This window comes from Nocardioides sp. HDW12B, from assembly GCF_011299595.1.
Taxonomy (GTDB): domain Bacteria; phylum Actinomycetota; class Actinomycetes; order Propionibacteriales; family Nocardioidaceae; genus Marmoricola_A.
The window spans coordinates 4,045,178-4,067,274 of sequence record NZ_CP049867.1 but is presented as its reverse complement, the minus strand read 5'-3'; the positions used below and the strand labels follow the sequence as shown (position 1 = coordinate 4,067,274).

At 73.2% G+C, this 22,097-nt stretch carries 24 protein-coding genes and 1 tRNA gene; 11 read left to right on the top strand and 14 right to left on the bottom strand.

All coding sequences use genetic code 11. The annotated features are described in order from the left end of the window. Positions 1 to 8 precede the first annotated feature (8 nt). From G7072_RS19080 to purS, 4 genes are all read right to left on the bottom strand, one after another. The gene (locus tag G7072_RS19080; protein ID WP_166089199.1) at positions 9 to 1,073 is read right to left on the bottom strand and encodes a LacI family DNA-binding transcriptional regulator; all 1,065 of its coding nucleotides are present in this window, start codon (positions 1,071 to 1,073) and stop codon (positions 9 to 11) included. Between the two features lie 122 nt (positions 1,074 to 1,195). Continuing rightward, entirely contained in the window at positions 1,196 to 1,393 is a 198-nt protein-coding gene (locus tag G7072_RS19075) for a hypothetical protein (RefSeq protein ID WP_166089197.1), read from the bottom strand. A 297-nt stretch (positions 1,394 to 1,690) separates the two neighbouring features. Next, on the bottom strand, positions 1,691 to 2,362 hold the full coding sequence (gene purQ / locus G7072_RS19070; RefSeq protein WP_166089195.1) for a phosphoribosylformylglycinamidine synthase subunit PurQ: 672 nt from the start codon (positions 2,360 to 2,362) through the stop codon (positions 1,691 to 1,693). Next, positions 2,359 to 2,631 (bottom strand): phosphoribosylformylglycinamidine synthase subunit PurS, encoded by a 273-nt coding sequence (purS, locus tag G7072_RS19065; protein ID WP_166089193.1) that lies wholly within the window; start codon positions 2,629 to 2,631, stop codon positions 2,359 to 2,361. The genes purQ and purS overlap by 4 nt, the downstream gene beginning before the upstream one ends. 189 nt (positions 2,632 to 2,820) lie before the next feature. On the opposite strand from purS, the gene G7072_RS19060 reads away from it, so the two are divergent. Then, the gene (locus G7072_RS19060; RefSeq protein WP_240917058.1) at positions 2,821 to 3,357 is read left to right on the top strand and encodes a general stress protein; all 537 of its coding nucleotides are present in this window, start codon (positions 2,821 to 2,823) and stop codon (positions 3,355 to 3,357) included. 118 nt (positions 3,358 to 3,475) lie between these two features. On the opposite strand, the gene G7072_RS19055 is transcribed toward G7072_RS19060, so the two are convergent. Then, the gene (locus G7072_RS19055) at positions 3,476 to 5,038 is read right to left on the bottom strand and encodes a long-chain fatty acid--CoA ligase (RefSeq protein WP_166089191.1); all 1,563 of its coding nucleotides are present in this window, start codon (positions 5,036 to 5,038) and stop codon (positions 3,476 to 3,478) included. 133 nt (positions 5,039 to 5,171) lie between these two features. Between G7072_RS19055 and G7072_RS19050 the strand changes: the two genes are divergently transcribed. Further along, the gene (locus G7072_RS19050; protein ID WP_166089189.1) at positions 5,172 to 6,419 is read left to right on the top strand and encodes a patatin-like phospholipase family protein; all 1,248 of its coding nucleotides are present in this window, start codon (positions 5,172 to 5,174) and stop codon (positions 6,417 to 6,419) included. 170 nt (positions 6,420 to 6,589) lie between these two features. On the opposite strand, the gene G7072_RS19045 is transcribed toward G7072_RS19050, so the two are convergent. Together G7072_RS19045 and G7072_RS19040 are read right to left on the bottom strand one after the other, a co-directional pair. Continuing rightward, positions 6,590 to 7,051, bottom strand: coding sequence for an SRPBCC family protein (locus G7072_RS19045; protein ID WP_166089187.1), 462 nt, complete (start codon positions 7,049 to 7,051; stop codon positions 6,590 to 6,592). Further along, positions 7,051 to 7,926, bottom strand: a complete 876-nt coding sequence (locus tag G7072_RS19040) for a phosphoribosylaminoimidazolesuccinocarboxamide synthase (RefSeq protein WP_166089185.1) — start codon at positions 7,924 to 7,926, stop codon at positions 7,051 to 7,053. The genes G7072_RS19045 and G7072_RS19040 overlap by 1 nt, the downstream gene beginning before the upstream one ends. 212 nt (positions 7,927 to 8,138) lie before the next feature. Here G7072_RS19040 and G7072_RS19035 point away from each other — a divergent pair, with 212 nt between their 5' ends. Together G7072_RS19035 and G7072_RS19030 are read left to right on the top strand one after the other, a co-directional pair. After that, entirely contained in the window at positions 8,139 to 9,131 is a 993-nt protein-coding gene (locus tag G7072_RS19035) for an alpha/beta hydrolase (protein ID WP_166089183.1), read from the top strand. Between the two features lie 75 nt (positions 9,132 to 9,206). Further along, complete coding sequence (locus G7072_RS19030; protein ID WP_166089181.1) at positions 9,207 to 10,166, top strand: hypothetical protein; 960 nt, start codon at positions 9,207 to 9,209, stop codon at positions 10,164 to 10,166. Between the two features lie 46 nt (positions 10,167 to 10,212). Here G7072_RS19030 and dcd read toward each other — a convergent pair whose 3' ends face one another. Further along, complete coding sequence (dcd, locus tag G7072_RS19025; RefSeq protein ID WP_166089179.1) at positions 10,213 to 10,791, bottom strand: dCTP deaminase; 579 nt, start codon at positions 10,789 to 10,791, stop codon at positions 10,213 to 10,215. Between the two features lie 100 nt (positions 10,792 to 10,891). Here dcd and G7072_RS19020 point away from each other — a divergent pair, with 100 nt between their 5' ends. Continuing rightward, positions 10,892 to 11,764, top strand: coding sequence for an SGNH/GDSL hydrolase family protein (locus tag G7072_RS19020; protein WP_240917057.1), 873 nt, complete (start codon positions 10,892 to 10,894; stop codon positions 11,762 to 11,764). Between the two features lie 59 nt (positions 11,765 to 11,823). Further along, positions 11,824 to 11,897 (top strand) — tRNA-Gly (locus tag G7072_RS19015). 93 nt (positions 11,898 to 11,990) lie between these two features. Here G7072_RS19015 and G7072_RS19010 read toward each other — a convergent pair. Both G7072_RS19010 and G7072_RS19005 read right to left on the bottom strand, forming a co-directional pair. Then, positions 11,991 to 12,779 carry an ABC transporter permease subunit gene (locus tag G7072_RS19010; RefSeq protein WP_166089174.1) on the bottom strand — a complete coding sequence of 263 codons (789 nt, stop codon included), beginning with the start codon at positions 12,777 to 12,779 and terminating at the stop codon, positions 11,991 to 11,993. Continuing rightward, positions 12,776 to 13,690: an ATP-binding cassette domain-containing protein gene (locus G7072_RS19005; RefSeq protein WP_206063217.1), complete on the bottom strand. Its 915-nt coding sequence runs from the start codon at positions 13,688 to 13,690 to the stop codon at positions 12,776 to 12,778. The genes G7072_RS19010 and G7072_RS19005 overlap by 4 nt, the downstream gene beginning before the upstream one ends. 73 nt (positions 13,691 to 13,763) lie before the next feature. Between G7072_RS19005 and G7072_RS19000 the strand changes: the two genes are divergently transcribed. Next, positions 13,764 to 14,615, top strand: coding sequence for a class I SAM-dependent methyltransferase (locus G7072_RS19000; RefSeq protein WP_166089170.1), 852 nt, complete (start codon positions 13,764 to 13,766; stop codon positions 14,613 to 14,615). Next, the gene (locus tag G7072_RS18995) at positions 14,612 to 15,256 is read left to right on the top strand and encodes a DUF2461 domain-containing protein (protein ID WP_240917056.1); all 645 of its coding nucleotides are present in this window, start codon (positions 14,612 to 14,614) and stop codon (positions 15,254 to 15,256) included. The genes G7072_RS19000 and G7072_RS18995 overlap by 4 nt, the downstream gene beginning before the upstream one ends. A 13-nt stretch (positions 15,257 to 15,269) precedes the next feature. On the opposite strand, the gene G7072_RS18990 is transcribed toward G7072_RS18995, so the two are convergent. From G7072_RS18990 to G7072_RS18980, 3 genes are all read right to left on the bottom strand, one after another. Further along, positions 15,270 to 15,722 (bottom strand): nuclear transport factor 2 family protein, encoded by a 453-nt coding sequence (locus G7072_RS18990; protein ID WP_166089167.1) that lies wholly within the window; start codon positions 15,720 to 15,722, stop codon positions 15,270 to 15,272. 83 nt (positions 15,723 to 15,805) lie between these two features. After that, positions 15,806 to 16,264 carry an Rrf2 family transcriptional regulator gene (locus G7072_RS18985; RefSeq protein ID WP_166089165.1) on the bottom strand — a complete coding sequence of 153 codons (459 nt, stop codon included), beginning with the start codon at positions 16,262 to 16,264 and terminating at the stop codon, positions 15,806 to 15,808. A 37-nt stretch (positions 16,265 to 16,301) separates the two neighbouring features. Further along, positions 16,302 to 17,204, bottom strand: a complete 903-nt coding sequence (locus G7072_RS18980; protein ID WP_166089163.1) for a sulfite exporter TauE/SafE family protein — start codon at positions 17,202 to 17,204, stop codon at positions 16,302 to 16,304. 160 nt (positions 17,205 to 17,364) lie between these two features. On the opposite strand from G7072_RS18980, the gene G7072_RS18975 reads away from it, so the two are divergent. Both G7072_RS18975 and G7072_RS18970 read left to right on the top strand, forming a co-directional pair. Beyond that, positions 17,365 to 17,535 carry a CsbD family protein gene (locus G7072_RS18975; protein WP_166089161.1) on the top strand — a complete coding sequence of 57 codons (171 nt, stop codon included), beginning with the start codon at positions 17,365 to 17,367 and terminating at the stop codon, positions 17,533 to 17,535. Positions 17,536 to 17,837: 302 nt separating this feature from the next. After that, entirely contained in the window at positions 17,838 to 19,700 is a 1,863-nt protein-coding gene (locus tag G7072_RS18970) for an acyl-CoA dehydrogenase (protein ID WP_166089158.1), read from the top strand. Between the two features lie 51 nt (positions 19,701 to 19,751). Here the strand turns inward: G7072_RS18970 and G7072_RS18965 are convergent, their stop codons facing one another. Then, positions 19,752 to 21,041 carry a DEAD/DEAH box helicase gene (locus G7072_RS18965; protein WP_206063216.1) on the bottom strand — a complete coding sequence of 430 codons (1,290 nt, stop codon included), beginning with the start codon at positions 21,039 to 21,041 and terminating at the stop codon, positions 19,752 to 19,754. Positions 21,042 to 21,094: 53 nt separating this feature from the next. Here G7072_RS18965 and G7072_RS18960 point away from each other — a divergent pair, with 53 nt between their 5' ends. Then, positions 21,095 to 22,057 carry a maleylpyruvate isomerase family mycothiol-dependent enzyme gene (locus G7072_RS18960; protein ID WP_206063215.1) on the top strand — a complete coding sequence of 321 codons (963 nt, stop codon included), beginning with the start codon at positions 21,095 to 21,097 and terminating at the stop codon, positions 22,055 to 22,057. The last annotated feature ends 40 nt before the right edge of the window (positions 22,058 to 22,097 follow it).

Below are 22,097 nucleotides of genomic sequence, written 5' to 3'. Positions count from 1 at the left end.
GGAGCGCGTCAGGCCGAGGCGTCGGGCGCCGGACCCGTGGTCCCTCGGACCACCAGCTCGGTGGGCAACGTCTGGTGGCGCGGGGGCAGTGCCCGGATGCCACCGCTGCCGGCGATCGCGCCCGCGATGGCCTCGGTCAGCGCGGTGGCGGCGGCCCGGCCCTTGGCCCGGACGTCCTGGCGCACCGTGGTCAGCTCCGGACGCATCCGGCGCGCCAGCGGGTTGTCGTCGAACCCGACCACCGACAGGTCCTCGGGCACCCGCAGGCCGAGGTCCTCGGCCGCCCGGACCGCCCAGAACGCCATCACGTCGGAGTAGCACAGCAGCGCGGTCGGCCGGTCGCGTCGGTCCAGCAGGTCGCGCACCACGTCGTACGCCGCCTCGTCGCGGTGGGACGCGGGACGCACGACGGGGTTGATGCCGGCCCCGCACAGGGCGTCGGCCCAGCCCTTGACCCGCTCGGAGGAGACGTGGGGGCTGCGGTCGGGGCTGGCGCCCGGCACGCCGCGCAGGGTCAGCGGCACGACGCCCACCCGGCGGTGCCCGAGGTCGACGATGTGCTGGGCGGCCTGGCGGGCCCCGCCCCGGTCGTCGACGTTGATCGTCGACAGCGACGGGTCGGGGGGCTGGTCGACGTACACCAGCGGCAGGCCGCGGCGACGCAGCCAGCCGAGGGCCTCGGAGTCGTCCTGGCAGGAGTAGACGATGGCCCCGTCCATCGGCACGTCGCGAGCCGGTACACGCTCGCCGGCGGCGACCGAGGAGATGAGGCTGAGGGAGAGGCCGGTGGGGGCCAGGCCGGTGGCGAGCGCGCTGAAGAAGGCGGTCGCGACCTCGTCGTCGAAGGCGTAGCTGACCGAGTCGGTCATCAGCACGCCGACCGAGCCGACGCTCCCCCGGGCCAGCGCACGGGCCGCCGGGTCGGGGCCGACGTAGCCGAGCTCGGCGGCGGCCTCCAGGATCCGCACGCGCAGCGCGGCGGAGAGCTGGTCGGGCTTGGAGAAGGCGTTCGACACCGTCATGCGGCTGACCCCGACGCGGTCGGCGACGGTCTTCAGCGTCACGCGTGCCATCGCTCCTCCTCCGCGTCGGCGGTCCGGGCCCCGGTGTCGGGGTCCCGGCGGCCTGCCCGGCCCGCCGGGCAGCATCCTGCCCCGTCGCGCGCCGGTCATGTCGCGCACGGGGCAGGCGGCGGTCAGGCCGCGGGAGCGATGCGGGCGGCGGCGCGGTGCAGGGCGCCGGCGGTGGCGCTGCGGGTACGGCGCAGGGAGGCGCGCGTCGGACGGGCGGCGCGGGTGGCCTCCACGACCGGGGCGTCGGGGCGGGCGCTGTAGAGCTCGCCGAGGGCGGCGCGGTGACCGTTGTGGGCGTAGCCGAGGTGCAGGGTGCTCATGGGGTGTCCTTTCGCTTCTGTACCGATACAGTAGCGCCCACTGCTTTACCGGTCAAGCACGCGCGGCGTGACCTCCCCGACCCGAGGCGAACCGTCACAACCGAGCCCGGCGAAACGTCACGAATGAACGCGCGAGACGTCGCGTGTGTTCGCGCGAAGCGTCAGGCATGTTCACGCGAGAGGTCACTCGTGCGCGCGCAGGAGGCCTCTCCGTGACGACCGCGGCCCTTCGCGCGTACACCCGTGACGCTTCGCGCGTACACCCGTGACGCTTCGCGGAGAAGAGACGGGAAACGGTCAGGAGGCGGTGAGGGAGGCCAGGGCGCTGCGGAAGAAACCGAGGCCGTCGGTGCCGGAGCCGCAGAGGGCCTCGACCGAGTGCTCCGGGTGGGGCATCAGGCCCACGACGTTGCCGCGCTCGTTGGTGATGCCGGCGATGTCGCGCAGCGACCCGTTGGGGTTGCCGCCGAGGTAGCGGGCCACGACGAGCCCCTCACCCTCGAGCCGGTCCAGCGTCGGCTCGTCGGCCACGAAGCCACCCTCGCCGTTCTTCAGCACGATGGTGACCTCGTCGCCCGCGGCGTACTCGCTGGTCCACGCCGTCGACGCGTTCTCGATGCGCAGCCCCTGGTCGCGGCACACGAACGTGCGGTGGTCGTTGCGGATCAGCGCGCCGGGCAGCAGGTGGGACTCGCAGAGGATCTGGAAGCCGTTGCAGATGCCGAGCACCGGCATCCCACCGCGGGCCGCGTCGACGACCGAGGTCATCACCGGCGCGAAGCGCGCGATCGCGCCGCAGCGCAGGTAGTCGCCGTACGAGAAGCCTCCGGGCAGGACCACCGCGTCGACGCCCTGCAGGCCGTCGTCGCCGTGCCACAGCGCGACCGGTTCTCCGCCCGCCAGCCGGACCGCACGGCGGGCGTCGCTGTCGTCGAGCGACCCCGGGAAGGTGACGACGCCGATCCTCACGCGCCGACCGCCGCGTCCACGGGGGTGCCGTCGACCTCGACGGCGAAGTTCTCGATCACCGGGTTCGACAGCAGGGTGCCGGCCAACTCGCGGATCTCGGCCAGCACGGCGTCGTCGACCTCGCCGTCGACCTCGAGCTCGAAGCGCTTGCCCTGGCGCACGTCGGTCACGCGGTGGAAGCCCAGCCGCGGCAGCGCGCCGTGGACGGCCTTGCCCTGCGGGTCCAGGATCTCGGGCTTCGGCATGACGCTGACGACGACACGGGCCACGGGTGCTCCTCGATGAGGCGGTGCGGATCGGCTGACCGGCGCATCCGACCAGCCGGTCGGTGCTGGGCGGGCCCCAGTCTAGGGTCGCCCGCGGCCGCTGACGCGCGCCGGTCCGCCGTACGAGCGCGCCACAGCCTTCCCTCAGCCGACTCACACGGTGCGCTCACGCCCGGGGCGCAGACTGGAAGCATGTCCCAGACCTCCCGCACCCCCGGCCCGCCCGCCACCTCCACCGGCGGCCAGCGCGGCGCCCGTCCCCTGACCCTGCAGTTCCCGCAGTCGCTCGCCGTCTACGACCAGTACGCCGAGGCGCAGCGGGCCGTCGACCACCTGGCCGACGAGGGGTTCCCGGTCGAGAACTGCATGATCGTCGGCACCGACCTCAAGCAGGTCGAGCGCATCACCGGTCGCCTCACGACCGGCCGCGTCGCCGCCGCCGGGGCGCTGACGGGCCTGTGGCTCGGTCTCTTCGTCGGCCTCGTGATGTCGCTGTTCTCGACGGAGTCGACGCTGGCCACGATCTTGTCCACCCTGGTGTTCGGTGTCCTCTTCGGCGTCATCTGGTCACTCGTCGGCTACGCCCTGACCCGTGGGCGTCGCGACTTCTCCTCGGTGAGCGCCGTGGTGGCGACCCGCTACGAGGTCCTCGTCGAGCACAAGCACCTCGACCGGGCCCGCGGCCTGCTGGCCGGCCTGCCGGGAGCGCTGCCTAACCCCTTCGCCTGAGGGGTGCCGGTTTACCACGGTATGCAGGAGAACTGACACTCCCCATGGGGCCGGAGCCATGGGGAGTGCCAGCTTCTCGACATACCTTGGGAAACCGACAGGGACCGACCCCCGCGGGCTAGCCGACCAGCTCGCGCTTGAGGATCTTGCCGGTCGCGGTCATCGGCAGCTCGTCGCGGAACTCGATCATGCGCGGGTACTTGTAGCCGGCCATCTGCTCCTTGCCCCAGGCGACCAGCTCCTCCTCGGTGACCGAGGCGCCGTCCTTGAGGATCACGAACGCCTTGATCTCCTCGCCGTGGGACTCGTGGGGCACGCCGACCACCGCGGCGAGCGAGACGGCCTCGTGGGTGAGGAGCACCTCCTCGATCTCGCGCGGGTACACGTTGAAGCCGCCGCGGATGATCATGTCCTTGGACCGGTCAACGATGTAGTACCAGCCGTCCTCGTCCTTGCGGCCGAGGTCGCCGGAGCGGAACCAGCCGTCGCGGATCGCCTCGTCGGTGGCGTCCGGGCGGTCGTAGTAGCCCTTCATGATGTTCGGGCCCTTGATGGCGATCTCGCCGACCTCCTCGGGGTCGTCGGGCAGGTCCGACCAGTCCTCGGGGTTGATCAGCTTCATCTCGACCTCGGGGATCGGCTTGCCGATCGAGCCGACGCGCACGTCCTCTCCCAGCGGGGAGAAGCTCGCGACCGGGGAGGTCTCCGAGAGCCCGTAGCCCTCGAGGATCACCACCCCGAAGCGCTTCTCGAACTCCTTGTGGACCTCGACCGGCAGCGCCGAGCCGCCGGCGGCGGCGACCCGCAGGTTCTTCGCGAGCTCCTTGACGTCGACCCCCGAGCCCTCGAGCGCGCCGAGCAGGCCCCAGTACATGGTGGGCACGCCGGCGAAGAAGGTGACGCCCTCCTTGGCCATCGTCTTCAGCGCCGCGTCGGCCTCGAAGCGCGGCAGCATCACGACGGTGCCGCCGTAGGCGAAGCCGCCGTTCATGATCACCGTCTGGCCGAACGAGTGGAACAGCGGCAGCACGCAGAGGTAGGTGTCGGGGTTGTCCTTGTCGGCGCCGAACAGCGCCTCACCGGTCAGGGCGTTGGAGTGCATGTTGCGGTGCCGCAGCTCGGCGCCCTTGGGCTGCCCGGTGGTGCCGGAGGTGTAGAGGATGACGGCGGTGTCGTCGGCGTCGGTCTCGACGGTCTCGAAGGTCGGCGGCTGCCCGCCCATCGCCGCACCCAGGGTCTCGGTGCCCTCGATCGGCGAGGCCGCGGCCGGGTCGACGGTGATCACGAAGAAGTGCTCGCAGCCGTCGGTCTGCTCGAAGCCCTGGTGGCCGGCCTGCCCGATCGGCAGCTCCGCGGTGCCCTCGAAGCAGAAGTAGGCCTTCGCGTCGGAGTCGTCGAGGTGGTAGGCCACCTCGCGGCCCTTGAGCAGCACGTTGAGCGGCACTACGCTCGCGCCGGCCTTGAGGATGCCGTAGTAGACGATCGGGAAGTAGGGCAGGTTCGGGCACGACAGGGCGACCTTGTCGCCGGGCTGGATGCCGCGCTCGACGAGGAGGTTGGCGACCTGGTTGGCCGCGCCGTTGACCTGCGCGTAGGTGAGCCGGGTGTCGCCCAGGACGACGGCCTCCCGGTCGCCGTAGGTGCGGGCACTCTCCTCGAGCAGGACGGACAGGTTCAGCACGGCGTACCTCCGGGTGTCAGCGGGCAGTCTCGGGACCTCGGTCTGGCCGTCAACCTAACGTGACCCCGGTCACCGCGGGAGGGGACGGCCGATTGCCCGGTACGCCGAGGCCGGGTCCGCCTAGCATCGGACGATGCCCTCACGCCGTACGCCGGAACGCGTCGCCCTCGTCCTCGACGCCGGAGGCGCGCGATCGGCGTACCAGGTGGGGGCGCTCGAGGTGCTGCTGCCCGCCCTGGCCGAGCGGGGCCAGCGCCCCACGATCCTCGTCGGCACGAGCGCCGGCGCCCTGCTGAGCGCAGCGCTGACCTCGACGGCCCACCTCGACGCGGACGCGCAGGTGACGCGGCTGCGGGCGGTGCTCGACCACGCCACGAAGGAGAACGTCATCCAGCCGCTGTGGCGCCAGGTGCCCGAGGTGGCGCTGCGCTACGCCTCGGAGACGCTCGGCCTCTCGCGCTTCCGGCTGCGCGGGATCTTCGGCACCGAGCCGCTGGCGCGCACGCTCGACGGCGTCATCGACTGGGAGGCGCTGCACACCAACCTCGCCCAGGGCCGCGTCGAGTCCACGACGGTCATCGCGACCGGGGTCCGCACGGGGCGGGTGACGCTGTTCTCCGAGACCGCGCCGGGCGCCGAGCTGCCCGACGCCCCGAAGGGGCACCACCTGCGCTGGGTGCCGACCCGCCTCGGCGTCGACCACCTGATGGCCTCGGCCGCGATCCCGGCGCTGTTCCCCTCGGTGCACGTCGAGGGCCCCGACGACTCCGCCGGCTGGTACGTCGACGGCGCCACCCGGCGCCGCTTCCCCCTCGCCCCGGCGGTCGACCTCGGTGCCGACCGGGTGCTCGTCATCGGCACCGGCAGCCTCTTCCCGGCCGAGGACGACCCCGAGGCCGACCAGGCCCCGGTCGACCTCGGGGACGGGGTCGCCACCCTGCTGGGCTCGGTCATGGACGACCCGCTGCGCCACGACCTGCGTCGGCTCGCCACGGCCAACGCCCTGGTGAGCGAGGGGCCGGTCGCCGACCGGATGAACGAGGTCCGCGCGGAGCGCGGGCGCCGCCCCTACCGCGAGGTCCCGTACGCCGCGGTGGTGCCCGAGCGGGGAGCCGAGATCAGCCGGTGCGCGATGGAGGTCTTCCGGACCAACCACGGAACCCTCAAGGGCACCCTGGGCGACCCCGACCTCCAGGTCGTGCACCGGATCCTCGGCAGCGACAGCCCGCTGCAGGGCGAGCTGCTGTCCTACCTGATGTTCGACCCCGACTTCTTCGACCAGGTCGCGGCGTTCGGCAAGCGCGACGCCGAGCGCTGGCTCGCCGACCACCCCGACCTGTGGACCCTCGGCCCGCTCGACGGCGACCCGGACGCCGGCTGAGCGCGTCCCACCCACCTGCCCGCGAAGCGTCACGTGTGTACGCACGAAGCGTCGTGTGTGTACGCGCGAAGCGTCACGTGTGTACGCCGAGACCTCCCGTCGTACACGAGCGACGCTTCGCGCGTACACGAGCGACGCTTCGCGCGTACACCAGCGACGTTTCGTGGGGGTCAGCGGGAGGCGAGGATCCGGGCGGCGCGCTTGAGGTCGTTGCGGACCAGGAGGGCGGCGACGCCGGTGGCCGGCCAGCCGAGCGGTATCAGGGGGCCACGAGCCCGGACCCGCGCCACGCAGGTCACCCGGGTGCCGGTGACGCTGCCGAGGGTGGCGTCCTCGAAGAGCAGCGTCCCGAACGCGGTGAACGGTCCGGTCGAGCCGACCTCGGCCCAGACCGAGGTGCCCTCCATCGCGATGATCTGCAGCTCGAAGGCGGGGCCGACCTTGACGTGGTCGATCCAGCGCTGGCCCGGGTGCGGCGGTCCGGGGTCGAGCAGCTCGACGCTGCGCAGGCTGGCCTGCCACTCGGGCCGGTTCACCGGGTCGGCGAAGTAGGCGTAGACCCGCTCGCGCGGCGCGGCCACGAAGACCGAGGCGTCCCAGCGACGGGGTCGGCTGGCGGAGGTGTCGGGCATCAGAATCGCTCCCCGGTCAGCTGCTCGTAGGCCTGCACGTAGCGCGACCGGGTCGCGGCGACGACCTCGTCGGGCAGCAGCGGCGGCGGTGCGTCGCCGTGCCGGTCCCAGCCGCTGGCGCCCGAGCTGAGCCAGTCGCGCAGGTACTGCTTGTCGTAGGACGGCTGCGGGCGCCCCGGCTGCCAGGTCTCCGCCGGCCAGAAGCGGGAGGAGTCCGGGGTCAGAACCTCGTCGCCGAGCACCGTGGTGCCGTCGGGCCGGGCGCCGAACTCGAGCTTGGTGTCGGCCAGCACGATGCCCCGCTCGCGGGCGATCCCGTGAGCCCGCTCGTAGACCGCGAGCGTGAGGTCGCGCAGCTCGGCGGCGCGCTCGGCGCCGACCGTGGCCTCGACGGCCTCGTAGGACACGTTCTCGTCGTGCTCGCCGATCTCCGCCTTGGTGGCCGGGGTGAAGATCGGCGCCTCCAGGCGGGACCCGTCCTCGAGCCCGGCCGGCAGGGCCACGCCGCACACCGCGCCGCCGGCCCGGTAGTCGGTCAGCCCGGAGCCCGTCAGGTAGCCGCGGGCCACGCACTCCACCGGGTACATCGCCAGGCGCTCGCAGACCACGGCCCGGCCTCGCACCTCCTCGGGCACGTCGGTCGACAGCACGTGGTGCGGCACGAGGTCGGCCAGCTGGCCGAACCACCACAGCGACATCCGGGTCAGGATCTCGCCCTTGTCCGGGATGGGCGTCTCGAGGACGACGTCGTACGCCGAGATCCGGTCGCTGGCGACCATGAGCAGCGTCCCGTCGGGGAGGTCGAAGAGGTCGCGCACCTTGCCGGAGTGCAGATGACGGGCGCCCGGCACCGAGAGAAGGGTGGGTGCGGTCATGCTCGGCAGCCTATCTGGCGCAGCATGCCCCTCCGGGGCCGGTCGAAACCCCGGGGGCGGATCGGCGGCCCCGGACCACCCGAACGGGTCGTCGGGGCGGGCCCAAAGGCACCAATCCCCTTGTTTCATGGGGAAAAACGCTCGTACCCCGCGACAGGAGCCGTGAGACAGACTACGTTGTCACGGTCCCGTCCGAGCAGGAGGATCCCTCGGTGATCGAACATCGCATCGGCTCGAGCCGGCGCTCAGGCGTCGTCCACACTGCCAGCAAGCTCACGATGCGACCTGTTCTGCGCTACTTCCCGCTGCGGGGCCCCGCGACCCGGCTGATGCCGCTGCTGGAGCGCAGCGCCGGCCTGCTGCCCCGCTCCTCGCGCACGACGCACCGCACGGTGACCGCGAAGACCTGGGACGCCGAGCTCGTGACCCCGCTCGACGGCCCGACGTCGAACGGCGCGATCCTCTACCTGCACGGCGGGGCCTTCCTGCTGTGCGGCACCGCCACCCACCGCCGGATCGTCGAGCGGCTGGCGGCCCGCACCGGGATGACGGTGCTGTCGGTCAACTACCGCCAGCTGCCCCACGGCCGGCTGGCCGACAGCCTCAGCGACTGCGCCGAGGCCTACCAGTGGCTGATCGACCACGGCCACCCTGCGCACCGCATCGTGCTGGCCGGTGACTCCGCGGGCGGCCACCTCGCCTTCGCCACCGCCCTGAGCCTGCGCGACTCCGGAGCGGTGCTGCCCGCCGGCATCGTCGGCCTCTCGCCCTGGCTGGACTTCGACCACCGCACCAAGCGTCGCCACCACAACGCCTGCCGTGACGCCTACATCCCGGTCCGCCGGCTGCGTCGCGTCGCCCGGATGGTCGTCGGCTCGCGGGTGCGTCCTCACCACTCCCCGGTCAACGCCGACCTCACGGGTCTGCCGCCGGTGCTCATCCAGTGCGCCGAGGGCGAGGTCCTCCGGGTCGACGCCGAGCTGATGGCGCTGCGCCTCGAGGCGGCGGGGGTGCCGTGCGACGTGCAGATCTGGGAGGGCCAGGTCCACGCGTTCCCGGTGCTCTCCGACCTCACCCCCGACAGCTTCGCCGCGCTGGAGGAGGTGATCGGGTTCATCGAGGACGCGGTCGCCACCTCGTCGTACGTCGTGGCGCGGCACGCGGGCGGCGGGTCGGCCGACCTCCGCTCGGTCGAGATCGCCTAGTCCACTCCCGAGGTCCGACCCCCGCAGGGCTCGAACGGGTGCCGCCCGGCCCGGCCGGGCGGTTGAATGCGGTCCATGAGCGCGTCGGTCGCCCCCGGGCCGCCCCGCCGCCAGCGGCCGCGTCCGCCGGGTCGGCTGGTGCGCCCGCGCCTGCTGCTCGCCCTGCTGCTCGTCGTCACCCTCGTGGCCCTGACCGCCGGGCTCGCCCTGGCCCTGAGGATCCGCTCCGAGGTGCTGGCCGTGCGCACCGTCGCCACCGGCTCGAGCGCCGATCCCGGTGCCGCCACCCGGCTCGGCGAGGACCCTGCGGAGGCCGTCTCCTTCCCCACCGGTCGCGGCGAGCTCCCGGCCCTGCTGGTGGAGGGGCGGTCCCGCACGTGGGCCGTGCTGGTCCACGACGCGGGCTGGGGACCCGAGCAGACGGCCGGGCTGGCTGCGGCGACGGTCGCGGTGGGGCTGCCGACCCTGGCCATCACCTACCGCAACGACGCCGGCGTCGCCCCGGACCCCAGCGGCCGCTACGGCTGGGGACGCACCGAGTGGCGCGACCTGGAGGCGGCGGTCGCCTACGCCCAGGAGGAGGGCGCCGAGGGCGTCGTGCTGGGCGGGCTCGGGATGGGCGGAGCCGTCGTGGCGGCCTACCTCGAGCTGGCCGAGCGCGAGGACGGGCTGGTCCGCGGCCTGCTCCTCGACGCGCCCGCGCTCGACCTCGCCGCGGTCGTCGACGCCGACCTCGCGTCGCTCGACCTGCCGCTGGGTCTCCGGGTGCCCCGGGTCGCCGCCGCTGCCGCCCGCGAGGTCTCCTCGCGCCTCGACGGGGTCGACTGGGACGCCGTGGACTACCTCGACGACACGTCCTGGCTCGAGGTGCCGGCGCTGGTGCGCCACAGCGCCGACGACCCGACGGTGCCGCTCGAGGTCAGCCGTCGGCTGGTCGCCGCGGAGCCGGACCTGGCCCGGCTGGTCGCGCTGCCCCCGGTCGAGACGGCTCGCTCCGAGCGTCGCGTCGAGCGCTTCGTGCGCGCGGTGCGCTGAGGCCCGGCGTCGTGCCGCCGCTCGGCGGACGGCCGCGCGGCGCGGCTCAGTCGATGGGCGTGCGGTGGAAGCTCTGGAAGGAGCGCGACGGCGTCGGACCGCGCTGCCCCTGGTAGCGCGAGCCGTACTTCGCCGAGCCGTAGGGGTGCTCGGCGGGCGAGGACAGCCGGAAGAAGCACAGCTGGCCGATCTTCATGCCCGGGTAGAGCTTGATCGGCAGCGTCGCGACGTTGGCCAGCTCGAGGGTCACGTGGCCGGAGAAGCCCGGGTCGACGAACCCGGCGGTGGCGTGGGTCAGCAGGCCGAGGCGGCCCAGCGAGGACTTGCCCTCCACGCGCGCCGCGATGTCGTCGGGCAGCGAGACCACCTCGTACGTCGAGCCGAGGACGAACTCGCCGGGGTGCAGGATGAACGGCTCCTCGCCGACCGCCTCCACCATCCGAGTCAGGTCCGACTGGTCCTGGGCCGGGTCGATGTGGGGGTAGCGGTGGTTCTCGAAGACCCGGAAGAACTTGTCCAGGCGGAAGTCGATGCTCGACGGCTGGATCATCGCCTCGTCGAACGGCTCGAGGGCGACGCGTCCCGCGGCGAGCTCGGCCCGGATGTCTCGGTCTGACAGCAGCACGTGCGCACCCTACCCGCGGCGACGCGCCCCGGTCCGTGCGTCCGGGGATCGGGTCGGCACGCGCCGTCGGGGTCCGGCGTCGATGGCTCATGATGTCCGGGTGAACGACGGCACCCCACCCCGCTGGTCCCGCTACGTCGCCCTGGGCGACTCCTTCACCGAGGGCGTCGGCGACGACGACCCGTCACGGCCCCACGGCGTGCGCGGCTGGGCCGACCGGGTGGCGGAGGTGCTCGGCGCGGCCCGCGGGGCGCAGGGCCTCGACTTCGACTACGCCAACCTCGCCATCCGCGGCCGCAAGCTCGGCGCGGTGCTCGACGAGCAGGTCGGTCCAGCGCTCGAGCTGCGCCCGGACCTCGTCAGCGTCTACGCCGGCGGCAACGACCTGATGCGGCCCACGGTCGACATCGACACCCTCGTCGCGGCGTACGCCGAGGGGTTGCGACCCGTCGTCGACTCCGGGGCGCAGCTGGTGCTGTTCACCGGCTTCGACCTGGGCTGGGCGCCGTTGTTCGGCCGGCTGCGCGGACGCGTCGCGACGTACAACGAGCTGGTGCGGGAGGTGGCCGACGACCTCGGGGCGACGCTCGTCGACTTCTGGCGGCTGCGCGACCACCGCGACCCCCGGATGTGGGCGGTCGACCGCATCCACATGTCCGCGCTCGGGCACCGGAGGATGGCGGTCGCGGTCCTCGACGCTCTCGGCGTGCGCCACGACCTGGCGTGGTCGCCGCTGCCGGAGATGCCACCCGTGGAGCGGGCCGCGCGGCGCGAGGCCGACCGGGCGTGGGCCAGGGCGCACGCCGCACCGTGGATCCAGCGCCGCGTCACCGGCCGCTCCTCCGGCGACGGGCTGACGCCGCGCTTCCCCGTGCCGGTGCGCGACCCCGGCGCTGCCGAGGCACCCGAGGTCGGGCTGCCCACCGCCGGGACGACCGGCGCAGCGAGCCCCGAACGGTCGGGTATTGTCTGACCCGCGCAGGTGCCGGGCGACCGGTCAGCCCGCTCGACGAGGGCTCGCGAGGGCCTCTCGCGGATGTAGTTCAATGGCAGAACATGAGCTTCCCAAGCTCAGAATGCGGGTTCGATTCCCGTCATCCGCTCCACCCCTCCCCGCGAGACGCCACGTCCGCGGGCGCGAGACGCCACTCCCGCAGGCGCGAGGCGCCACTCCCGCAGGCGCGAGACGCGTCGCCGGGTCAGGTGATGTCGCGGCGCACGCTGAGCAGCACGCCGAGGGCGGCGAAGACGACCGCGTAGGCGGTCATCACGAGCGCGCCGGCCCACCACGGCAGCAGGTCGAACCCGGCCGTCCCCGGGTCGAGCACGGCGCTGGAGGCGGCGCTGGGCAGGAACTTCGCCACGGCGTCGAGCTCGAGCACGGTCAGCAGCAGCCCGAGCAGCGGCTCGATGATGAGCCCGAGACCGATGGCGCCCAGCACGGCCGCCACCTGGTTGCGCAGCAGGGTCCCGATGCCGAGCCCCAGGACCGTCCACAGCGACACGGCCAGGACCACGAGGACCATCGCGCGCCACAGGGCGCCGTCGTCCAGACCCATCGACGCACCGCGGAGGGCGATGACGGTGCCGGCGCCCACGAGGGCCGTGAGCAGCGCGACGAGCCCGAAGACCGCTCCGACGGCGACCTGCGCCAACGCCTTGGCGACGATCACGCGCGCCCGGCGCGGCGTGGCGAGGAACGTCGGTGTCACGGTCTGGTGCCGGTACTCCCCCGTGATCGCCAGCACGCCCATCACGAGCGCGAACAGGTAGGCGCCGTTGAACGCCGACCCGGCGAATGCCTGACGCAGCGTCTCGCCGGACTCCAGACCCGGCGAGGCGGGCGCCCCCATCCCGGGGGCGGAGCCGGCCACCGCGGCCGTGGCCACCGCCTGCAGGGCGGTGAGCAGCACCGCGCCGACGAGGAGCCCCCACCACATCCGGGTGGTCAGCGTCTTGGTCAGCTCCGAGCGCAGCAGGGCGATCACGGGCGTGCCTCCGTCCCGGACGTCAGGTCGAGGAAGAGCCGTTCGAGGTCGGGCGGTTGCAGGGCGAGCTCGTGCAGCTCGACGTGGTGCTCGTGGGCCAGGCGTCCCACGTCGGCGGGCGAGAGGCCCCGCAGCCGCAGCCCGTCAGCCTCCACGGTCTCGACCGTCGAGGCGCTGCCGTCGAGCAGCTCCGCCAGCCGGGTCCGCTCGGGGCTGCGCACCAGGACCGACCCCTGGGCCGCCTCCAGGTCCGACAGCGGCCCGTGGGCGACGAGCCGTCCGGCGGCGACCACGACGATGTCGTCGACGGTCTGCTGCACCTCGCCCAGCACGTGGCTGGAGACCAGGACGGTGCGCCCCTCGGCCGCCAGCGCCCGCAGGAACCCGCGCAGCCAGGCGATGCCCGCAGGGTCCAGGCCGTTGGCCGGCTCGTCGAGGATCAGCACCCCCGGGTCGCCGAGGAGCGCCTGCGCCAGCCCGAGCCGCTGGCGCATCCCGAGGGAGAACCCACCCACCCGTCGCCGGGCGTACGTCGTCATGCCGGTCGCCGCGAGCACCTCGTCGACGCGGGCGGGCGGCAGCTCGGAGGCCTGCGCCACCCAGCGCAGGTGGTTGCGGGCCGAGCGACCGGGGTGGAAGCTCGACGACTCCAGCACCGCGCCGACCACGTGCGCCGGGTGCGGCAGGTCGGCGTACGGGCGACCGCCGATCAGCGCGCGACCCTCGCTCGGTGCGACCAGCCCCAGCGCGCAGCGCAACGAGGTGGTCTTGCCGGCACCGTTCGGACCGAGGAAGCCGGTGACCCGACCGGGGACGACGCTGACGGTGAGGTCCGTGACCGCCTGGACGCGCCCGAAGCGCTTCGTCAGGCCCTGGAACTCGATCGTCTGACCGCTCGTCGGCTCTCTCATGCCGCCCATCCTGTCCTCCCGACCCGCACCGGCCCCGCCTCGGGGGTGCACCACGGCGTGTCAGTCTGGGGGCATGAGGCTGCACAGCTGGATCCGACGGGGATCGACACGGATCTCGCCGACGGCCCTCTACACCGGGCAGACCTGGCAGGCCCACGGCCTGGGCCACCCCGCGCTGGCGCCCGAGCTGGGGGCGCTGCCCGGGCGGGTCGCCTACGCCGTGAGCGAGCGGGCCTTCGCCCCCGTCCGCTGGGCGGGCGGGCCCACGCTGACCGGCTTCCTGCTCGCCCGGCACCGGGTCATCGACGCGCTGCTCGAGGACGCCGTCGCCTCGGGCGCGGTCGGCCAGGTCGTCGAGCTGGCCGCGGGGCTGAGCCCGCGCGGGCTCCGGCTGCGCGAGCGCCACCCCGAGGTCGACTACGTCGAGGTGGACCTGCCGTCGATGGCCGCGGCCAAGCGCCGGGCCCTGCGTCGCGCCGCCGTCGACCGCGACCACCACCGCGTCGTGGGCGCCGACGTGTTCGGCCCCGGGCTCGACGACGTCTTCACCTCCCTCGACGCGCGGCGCGGGGTCGCGGTCCTCACCGAGGGGCTGCTCAACTACTTCCCCACCCTCGACGTACGTCGCCTGTGGTCGCGGATCGCGACCGCCACCCGCGACCTGCCCCGCGGGCTCTACCTCTCCGACCTGCACCTCGACGAGCACGTCGCCACCCCGGACCGGGTGTTCGCCGCCGGGCTCGGGCTGGCCGTCCGCGGAGGCATCCACTTCCACTTCCCCGACGCCCCCGGCGCGGAGAGCGCCCTGCAGGCCGCCGGCTTCTCGTCGGCGACGCTGCACCGCCCCGCCGACCACGCCGCCCACCTGCCCGACATGACGGCGCCGGGCGCCGAGCGCGTGCGCGTCGTGGAGGCATGGACGTGAGCGCCGAGGTCCCCGCGTTCGCGGGCTTCCCCGTCGCGGCGCTGGACTTCTACGACGACCTCGAGCTCGACAACACCAAGTCGTTCTGGGCCGCCCACAAGCACGTCTGGGAGGAGTCGGTCCGCGACCCCATGCTCGCCCTCACCGCCGCGCTGGCCCCCGAGTTCGGCCAGGCCAAGGTGTTCAGGCCCTACCGCGACGTGCGGTTCGCCAAGGACAAGACGCCGTACAAGGACCACCAGGGAGCCTTCGTCGAGACGGGACCCTCGACCGGGCTCTACGTCCAGGTCGGCGCCCCGGGCGTCTTCGTCGGCGCCGGCTACTACCACCCCGAGAGCGAGCGGCTGGCCGCGCTGCGACGGGCGGTGGCCGACGACCGCACCGGTGAGGACCTCGAACGGATCCTGGCGGCGCTCGAGCGCCGCGGGTGGGTCCGGGGCGGCGAGCGCCTCAAGACGGTGCCGCGCGGGTTCGACGCCGACCACCCCCGCATCGACCTGCTGCGCCACAAGACCCTCACGCTGCGCCGCGACTACGGCTTCGAGCCGTTCGTGCACACCTCCGCGCTCCTCGACGCGATCCGCAAGGACTGGCGCGCGGCCCGCCCGTTCCTGACCTGGGTGGAGCACGCCGCCGGGTGAGAGGTCCGGACGGTCAGGCCTTGCGGAGGCTCGCCAGCGTGCGGTCGACCTCCCAGTGCGCGTGCATCGAGGCGATGAGTCCTGCGGCGTCGAGCCGGTAGACCGCCACGAGCTCGGTGTCGGCGAGGCTGCCGTCCTCGAGGAGCGTGGTGAAGGTGCCGACGTTGGCGCAGGCGTCGCCGTTGGCGAAGGAGTCGCGGATGTGGAAGCGGAACTCCACGACCGGCGCGATGGCGAGGTCCCAGAACGCGCTGATCGCGGCGCGCCCCCGGTGACCGTGACCCTCCGGGTCGAAGAACGAGGGACCCACCGGGTCCTGGAGCTCGGCGTCCTCGGCGAACAGCGCGAGCCACTCGTCCTTGGCCTTGCGCACGACGGCGTCGTACGAGCGTCGCGAGGCTCGCCGGGCCGGGTGGTCGAGGTCGGGGGCGTCCCACACGACGGCGCCGCGGTCGGAGGTGGTCACGCGAAAACTGTAACGCGTTCTACCTCGCCGGGCCAGGCCCGGACCGACCGCTCCGTACGCCGCAGGCGGGCACAGGGCTCGGGTCAGTGGGGCTGCCAGGCGTCCTCGTCGTGGGTGCGGACCTCCACCCGCGAGGGCAGCCGGCCGTCCGCGAGGTCCTGGATGCTCACGGCCTCGCAGACCTCGCGCAGGCTGCTGCGGGCGGCGATCCAGACGTGCTGCAGGGCGGAGGCCGACTCGTTGTAGGTCACCGACTCCGGCCGCTCGCCGTGCACGCTCACCAGCGGGCCGTCCACGGCCCGGATCACGTCGGCGACGGTGACCCCCGAGGCCTCGCCGGCGAGCCGCCAGCCGCCGGACTGGCCGCGCTGGCTGAGCACCACGCCGGCACGGCGCAGGTCGGCCAGGATCGCCTGCAGGAACCCGTGGGGGATCTCCTGCAGGCGTCCGATCTCCTCGGCACTGACCGGGCTGCCACCCGGACGGATGGCGAGCTCGATCAGGGCCCGGAGGGCGTAGTCGGTTTTCGCAGAGACGCGCACAGCACGCAGTCTCGCAGACCGACGGTCGGATCGAGCGTCAGACGGCGACCGGCTGGTCGCCGAGCTCGGCCTCGAGCCGGGCCTTCGACAGCCGCTCCTGCTTGACCGCCCACACGATGCCGCTGATCCACAGCACGGCGACGATCGCGGCGACGAGCCCGACGACCCCGCCGGAGGCCCCGAAGGTCTCGACGATGGTCTTGGTGTTCGTCAGCACGATCAGGCCACCGGCCGCCACACCGAGCACGCGGGCCGGCAGGTGCTTGACCAGCCAGGCGGCGAACGGGGCGGCGATGCAGCCACCGATGAGCAGCGCGGCGGCGATGTCCCAGCGGATGCCGGCGCTGCCGAGGGCGAGCAGGAAGCCGATCGAGCCACCGACCGCGACCACGAACTCCGAGGTGTCGATGGAGCCGACGACCTTGCGGGGCTCGAGGCGGCCCGAGGACAGCAGCGAGGTGGTGCCCACCGGGCCCCAGCCGCCGCCGCCGATGGCGTCGAGCGCACCGCCGAAGAGCCCCAGCGGGGCCAGGAAGCGCTTCGACAGCCGCCCCTTGAACTCCGGACGGCGACCGCCCAGGGCCAGGAACCGCCAGACGACGTACAGGCCGAGGACGAGCAGGATGCCGGCCACCCACGGCTTGGCCAGGTCGGCCGGCAGGCTCGAGAGCACGGTCGCTCCGGCGAAGGCGCCGACGCCGCCGGGGATGGCGATGATCCCGACCGTGCGCCAGTCGACGTTCCCCAGCTTGTGGTGGGAGAAGCCCGACACGAGCGTCGTGCCGATCTCCGAGAAGTGGACGGCAGCGCTCGCGGTGGCCGGGGCGATTCCGGTCGCGAGCAGCAGGGTCGACGACGTGACGCCGTAGGCCATGCCGAGAGAGCCGTCGATCAGCTGGGCCACCAGGCCCACGATTCCGAGCACGATCAAGTTCCGCATGTCATGAGTCCTCTACTACTCAAAGTCAAGCAACGTAGTAACCATAGTGGATTGACTGACTTAGCAAAGTCAAAGACTGAGACGTGCGACACGCAGGGCATGAACGGCGTACCGACGGGTAGGAACTCGTCGTCACCTGCACCCGAGGGAAGGAAACGCCATGAGCGCCAGCGACAAGATCAAGAACAAGGTCGAGGAGACCGGCGGCAAGCTGAAGGAGGCCGCCGGCAAGGCCACCGGCGACGACGAGATGCGCGCCGAGGGCCAGAAGGACCAGACCAAGGGCAGTGCCAAGCAGGCCGGCGAGAAGGTCAAGGACGTCTTCAAGTGAGTTGACGGTCGACCCGGTCCGCGTCCGTCGCGACCGGAGCTCGACCCGCACTCCCTCGCGAACCCCCAACGCCCTGGCGTGGGGGTTTCGCTGTTTTTCCAACCCTGCAACGGCTCTCGCGACCGGGCAGCCGGCGGGGTCGGGCACCGGCCGCGTGACCCGAGACTCACCCGTGGTTCCTCGTCGAGTCCTTGTCCGGACCGGGCCTTGCGGCCTATCATGAAGTTACTGACGAGTAGCAACCGTCTCCTCAGGTGACGGGCCGACCTCGGTACGGCCCCCGGACACGACAGGGTGCAGCAGTGAGCCACTACAAGAGCAACATGCGTGACATCGAGTTCAACCTCTTCGAGGTGCTCGGGCGTCAGGACGTCCTGGGCTCCGGCCCGTTCGAGGACGTCGACGTCGACACGGCCAAGTCGATCCTCGCCGAGGTCGACCGCATGTCCCGCGAGGAGCTCGCGGCCTCCTTCGAGGACGCCGACCGCAACCCTCCGGTCTTCGACCCCGCCACCGGTGAGGTCGACGTCCCCGAGTCGTTCGCGAAGTCCTACCAGGCATGGATGGACTCGGAGTTCTGGCGGCTGTCGATCCCCGCCGAGATGGGCGGCCAGCCCGCCCCCGCGACCCTGAACTGGGCGGTCGGCGAGATGGTGCTGGGCTCCAACCCCGCCGTGTGGATGTACGCCGCCGGGCCGAGCTTCGCCTCGATCGTGCACCGCAACGGCAACGACCGCGACAAGGGCATCGCCCAGATCATGGTCGACCGCCAGTGGGGCTGCACCATGGTGCTCACCGAGCCCGACGCCGGCTCCGACGTCGGCGCGGGCCGCACCAAAGCCACCGCCAACGAGGACGGCTCGTGGAACATCGAGGGCGTCAAGCGGTTCATCACCTCCGCCGAGCACCAGATGAGCGAGAACATCATCCACCTCGTGCTGGCCCGCCCGGTCGGCGTCGAGGGCGTCGGCGGCCCCGGCACGAAGGGCCTGTCGCTCTTCGTCGTCCCGAAGTTCCACTTCGACCACGAGACCGGCGAGCTGACCGGCGAGCGCAACGGTGCCTATGTCACCGGCGTCGAGAAGAAGATGGGCATCAAGGTCTCCAACACCTGCGAGGTCACCTTCGGCGAGAAGGAGCCCGCCCGCGGCTGGCTGCTCGGCGAGGTCCACGACGGCATCGCCCAGATGTTCCAGGTCATCGAGAACGCCCGCATGATGGTCGGCTCCAAGGCCATCGCGACGCTGTCGACCGGCTACCTCAACGCGCTGGAGTTCGCCAAGACGCGCCAGCAGGGCCCCGACCTCACCAAGGCCTCGGACAAGACCGCGCCGCGCGTCACGATCACCCACCACCCCGACGTACGCCGCTCGCTGATGACGCAGAAGTCGTACGCCGAGGCGCTGCGCGCCCTGGTGCTCTACACCGCCTCCTGGCAGGACCGGGTGATGATCGCCGAGCACAACGGTGAGCGCGACGAGCTCGCCGAGCGCGTCAACGACCTGCTGCTGCCGATCGTCAAGGGCTACGGCTCCGAGCGCTCCTGGACCCTGCTGGGCACCGAGTCCCTGCAGACCTTCGGCGGCTCGGGCTTCCTGGCCGACTACCCGATCGAGCAGTACGTCCGCGACGCCAAGATCGACACCCTCTACGAGGGCACCACCGCGATCCAGGGCATGGACTTCTTCTTCCGCAAGATCGTCAAGGACCAGGCCAAGGCGCTGGGCCACCTCGCGGGCGAGATCGAGTCCTTCGCCGGCAGCGAGGCGGGCAACGGCCGCCTCAAGGTCGAGCGCGGCCTGCTGTCGACGGCGCTGGAGGACGGCAACGCCATCGTCGCCGCGATGATCGGCCAGCTGATGTCGGCCGACGAGAGCGCCGAGGGCGGCGACGTCCGCAACGTCTACAAGGTCGGCCTCAACACCAGCCGTCTGCTCATGTCCCTCGGTGACATCGTCTGCTCGTGGCTGCTGCTGCGTCAGGCCGAGGTCGCGCTGGAGAAGCTGGGCGGCGAGGTCAGCGCCAAGGACAAGGACTTCTACGAGGGCAAGGTGGCCGCGGCGCAGTTCTTCGCGCGCAACGTGCTGCCGCTGCTCACCGCCGAGCGGGCCATCGCCGAGGCGACCGACCTGTCGCTGATGGACCTGCCGGAGTCCGCTTTCTGATCGACTGACGCCGGCTCCGGCCGGCAGCAGCTCCCGCGAGGGGCGGGACCGCTACGGCGGTCCCGCCCCTTCGCCGTTCCCGCTCCTGGGCCCTGTCGCGGACCCGCGCGCGCGGGCGGCAGCGCTGCGTCGGCGCCCTCCGCGCGAGCGCGGGCGCACGACCGGCGGGGTGGGGGCGCCGGAGGCCGCCAGGGCCTCGACGGTCGGGGGCCGCGGCGTGGTGGTCCAGTCGTGGAAGAGCGCGGACACCGCGACCTCGTCCTGGAGGGCCACGACGCCGGCCAGCTGGCGGGGCAGCACCAGCGTGACGACCGCGCCGGACTCGCCTGCGCGCGCCGTACGCCCGGAGCGGTGGAGGTAGGCCTTGGCGTCGATCGGGGGGTCGAAGTGGACGACGAGCCCGATCCGGTCGACGTGGATGCCGCGGGCGGCGACGTCGGTCGCCACGACCACGCGGGCGCGCCCCTCCCGGAAGCGGGCCAGGTTGCGCTCCCGGACGTGCTGGGGGAGGTCGCCGTGCAGGTCGACGGCCGTCAGCCCGCGGCGCTCGAACGAGGTCCGCAGGTCGGTGGCCCCACGCCGGGTGCGGGCGAAGACGACGACGCGGGGCTCGGCCCCGACCAGCTCGTACGCCGCCTCGAGCTTCGCGCCGAGGGTGGCGGCCACGACGACGTGGTGGCTCATCGTCTCCACGGACGCACCGGTGTCCACGTCGTGGCGGCGCGGGTCGCGCAGGTGGGCGCGCACCAGCCGGTCGACGTCCCCGTCGAGGGTGGCGGACAGCAGCAGCCGCTGGGCGGTCGACGGGGTGGCCGCCAGCAGCCGGTCGACGGCGTCGTGGAAGCCCAGGTCGCACAGCTGGTCGGCCTCGTCGAGCACCGTGACCTCGAGGTCGTCGGTGCGCAGGACCCGCTGGTCGATCAGGTCCTGCAGCCGGCCGGGGGTGCCGACGACGATGTCGCTCGCGCGCCGCAGCGCCGCCACCTGGGCGTCGTAGCGGGTGCCGCCGTAGATCGTGGCCAGCCGCAGCCGGTGCGCGCGCGCGATCGGCCGGAGCGCACCCTCCACCTGCACGGCGAGCTCGCGGGTCGGCACCACCACCAGCGCGCGGGGGCGGTGCATCCGGCTGCGGCGTCCCGCCAGGCGGCTGACGACCGGGATCGCGAAGGCGATGGTCTTGCCCGACCCCGTGCGGGCACGGGCCAGCACGTCGTGACCGGCCAACGCGTCGGGGAGCACGGCCGACTGCACCGGGGTGGGCGTCTCGATGCCGGCCTCGCGCAGCACCGCGACCACCTCGGCCGGCGTCCCCAGGTCGGAGAACGAGCGGGGACCGGGCACGCCGCACCCTAGCGCGGCGCCCACCGGTGACGCCCGGTCACTAGGCTCCGGCCATGCCCGACACCCCGTCCACGCCCTCCACGCCCGACTCGTCCTCCACGCCCGGCTCGCCCGGCTCGCCCGGCTCGGCCGGCTCAGCCGGCTCGGCCGGCTCGCCCGATGCGCCGACGGCGCCCGAGGCAGCCGCTGCGCCCGCCGTCGACGACCGCGCCGTGCTGGGTCACCTGGTCGACGTGTGGGAGCGGGCCACCGCCGACGTCGTCGCGCTGCTGCGCTCGCTCGGCCCCGACGACTGGGACCGGCCCACGGACCTGCCGGGCTGGGACGTCCGGGCCGTCGCGTCGCACCTGGCGCACCTGGAGTCCGAGCTCGCCGGCAACCCGCAGCAGCAGGTCGAGGTCCCGGAGGCCGCGCACGTGCGCGGGCTGATGGGTCAGTTCACCGAGGCCGGCGTGGTGGCGCGAGCGGGCTGGACCACCGACGCCGTGGTGGACGAGCTCGAGAGCAGCGTCGCCACCCGGCTCGCGGGGCTGCGGGCCGACCCGCCGACCGACGCGTCGGCGCCCGGTCCCGGCTTCGCCGGTCTCATCGGGTGGTCGTGGCGCACGCTGCTGTCGAACCGTCCGCTCGACGTCTGGGTGCACGAGCAGGACGTGCGCCGGGCGGTGGGGCGACCCGGCGGGCTCGACAGCCCGGCGGCGGCCCACGTCGTCGACGTCCTCGCGCGGGCGCTGCCGTTCGTGCTCGGCAAGAAGGTGGGGGCGGAGCCGGGCCGGTCGGTGCGGCTGGTGGTCACCGGCGAGCAGCCCCTCGACGTCGCGGCGGTCGTCGGTCCGGACGGGCGCGGGGTGCGGTGCGACGTACCCGAGGCGCCGACGGCGACGCTCGAGATGGACACCGAGACCTTCGTCGTGCGCAGCTCGGGGCGGCGCGACGCCGCCGACCTCACCGTCGCCGTCAGCGGCGACCCCGACCTGGCCCGCCGCGTCCTCGACGCCCTCGCCACCACCCCCTGACCTGCCGAGGCGTCGCGTACGTCGCACCGAGGCGTCACGT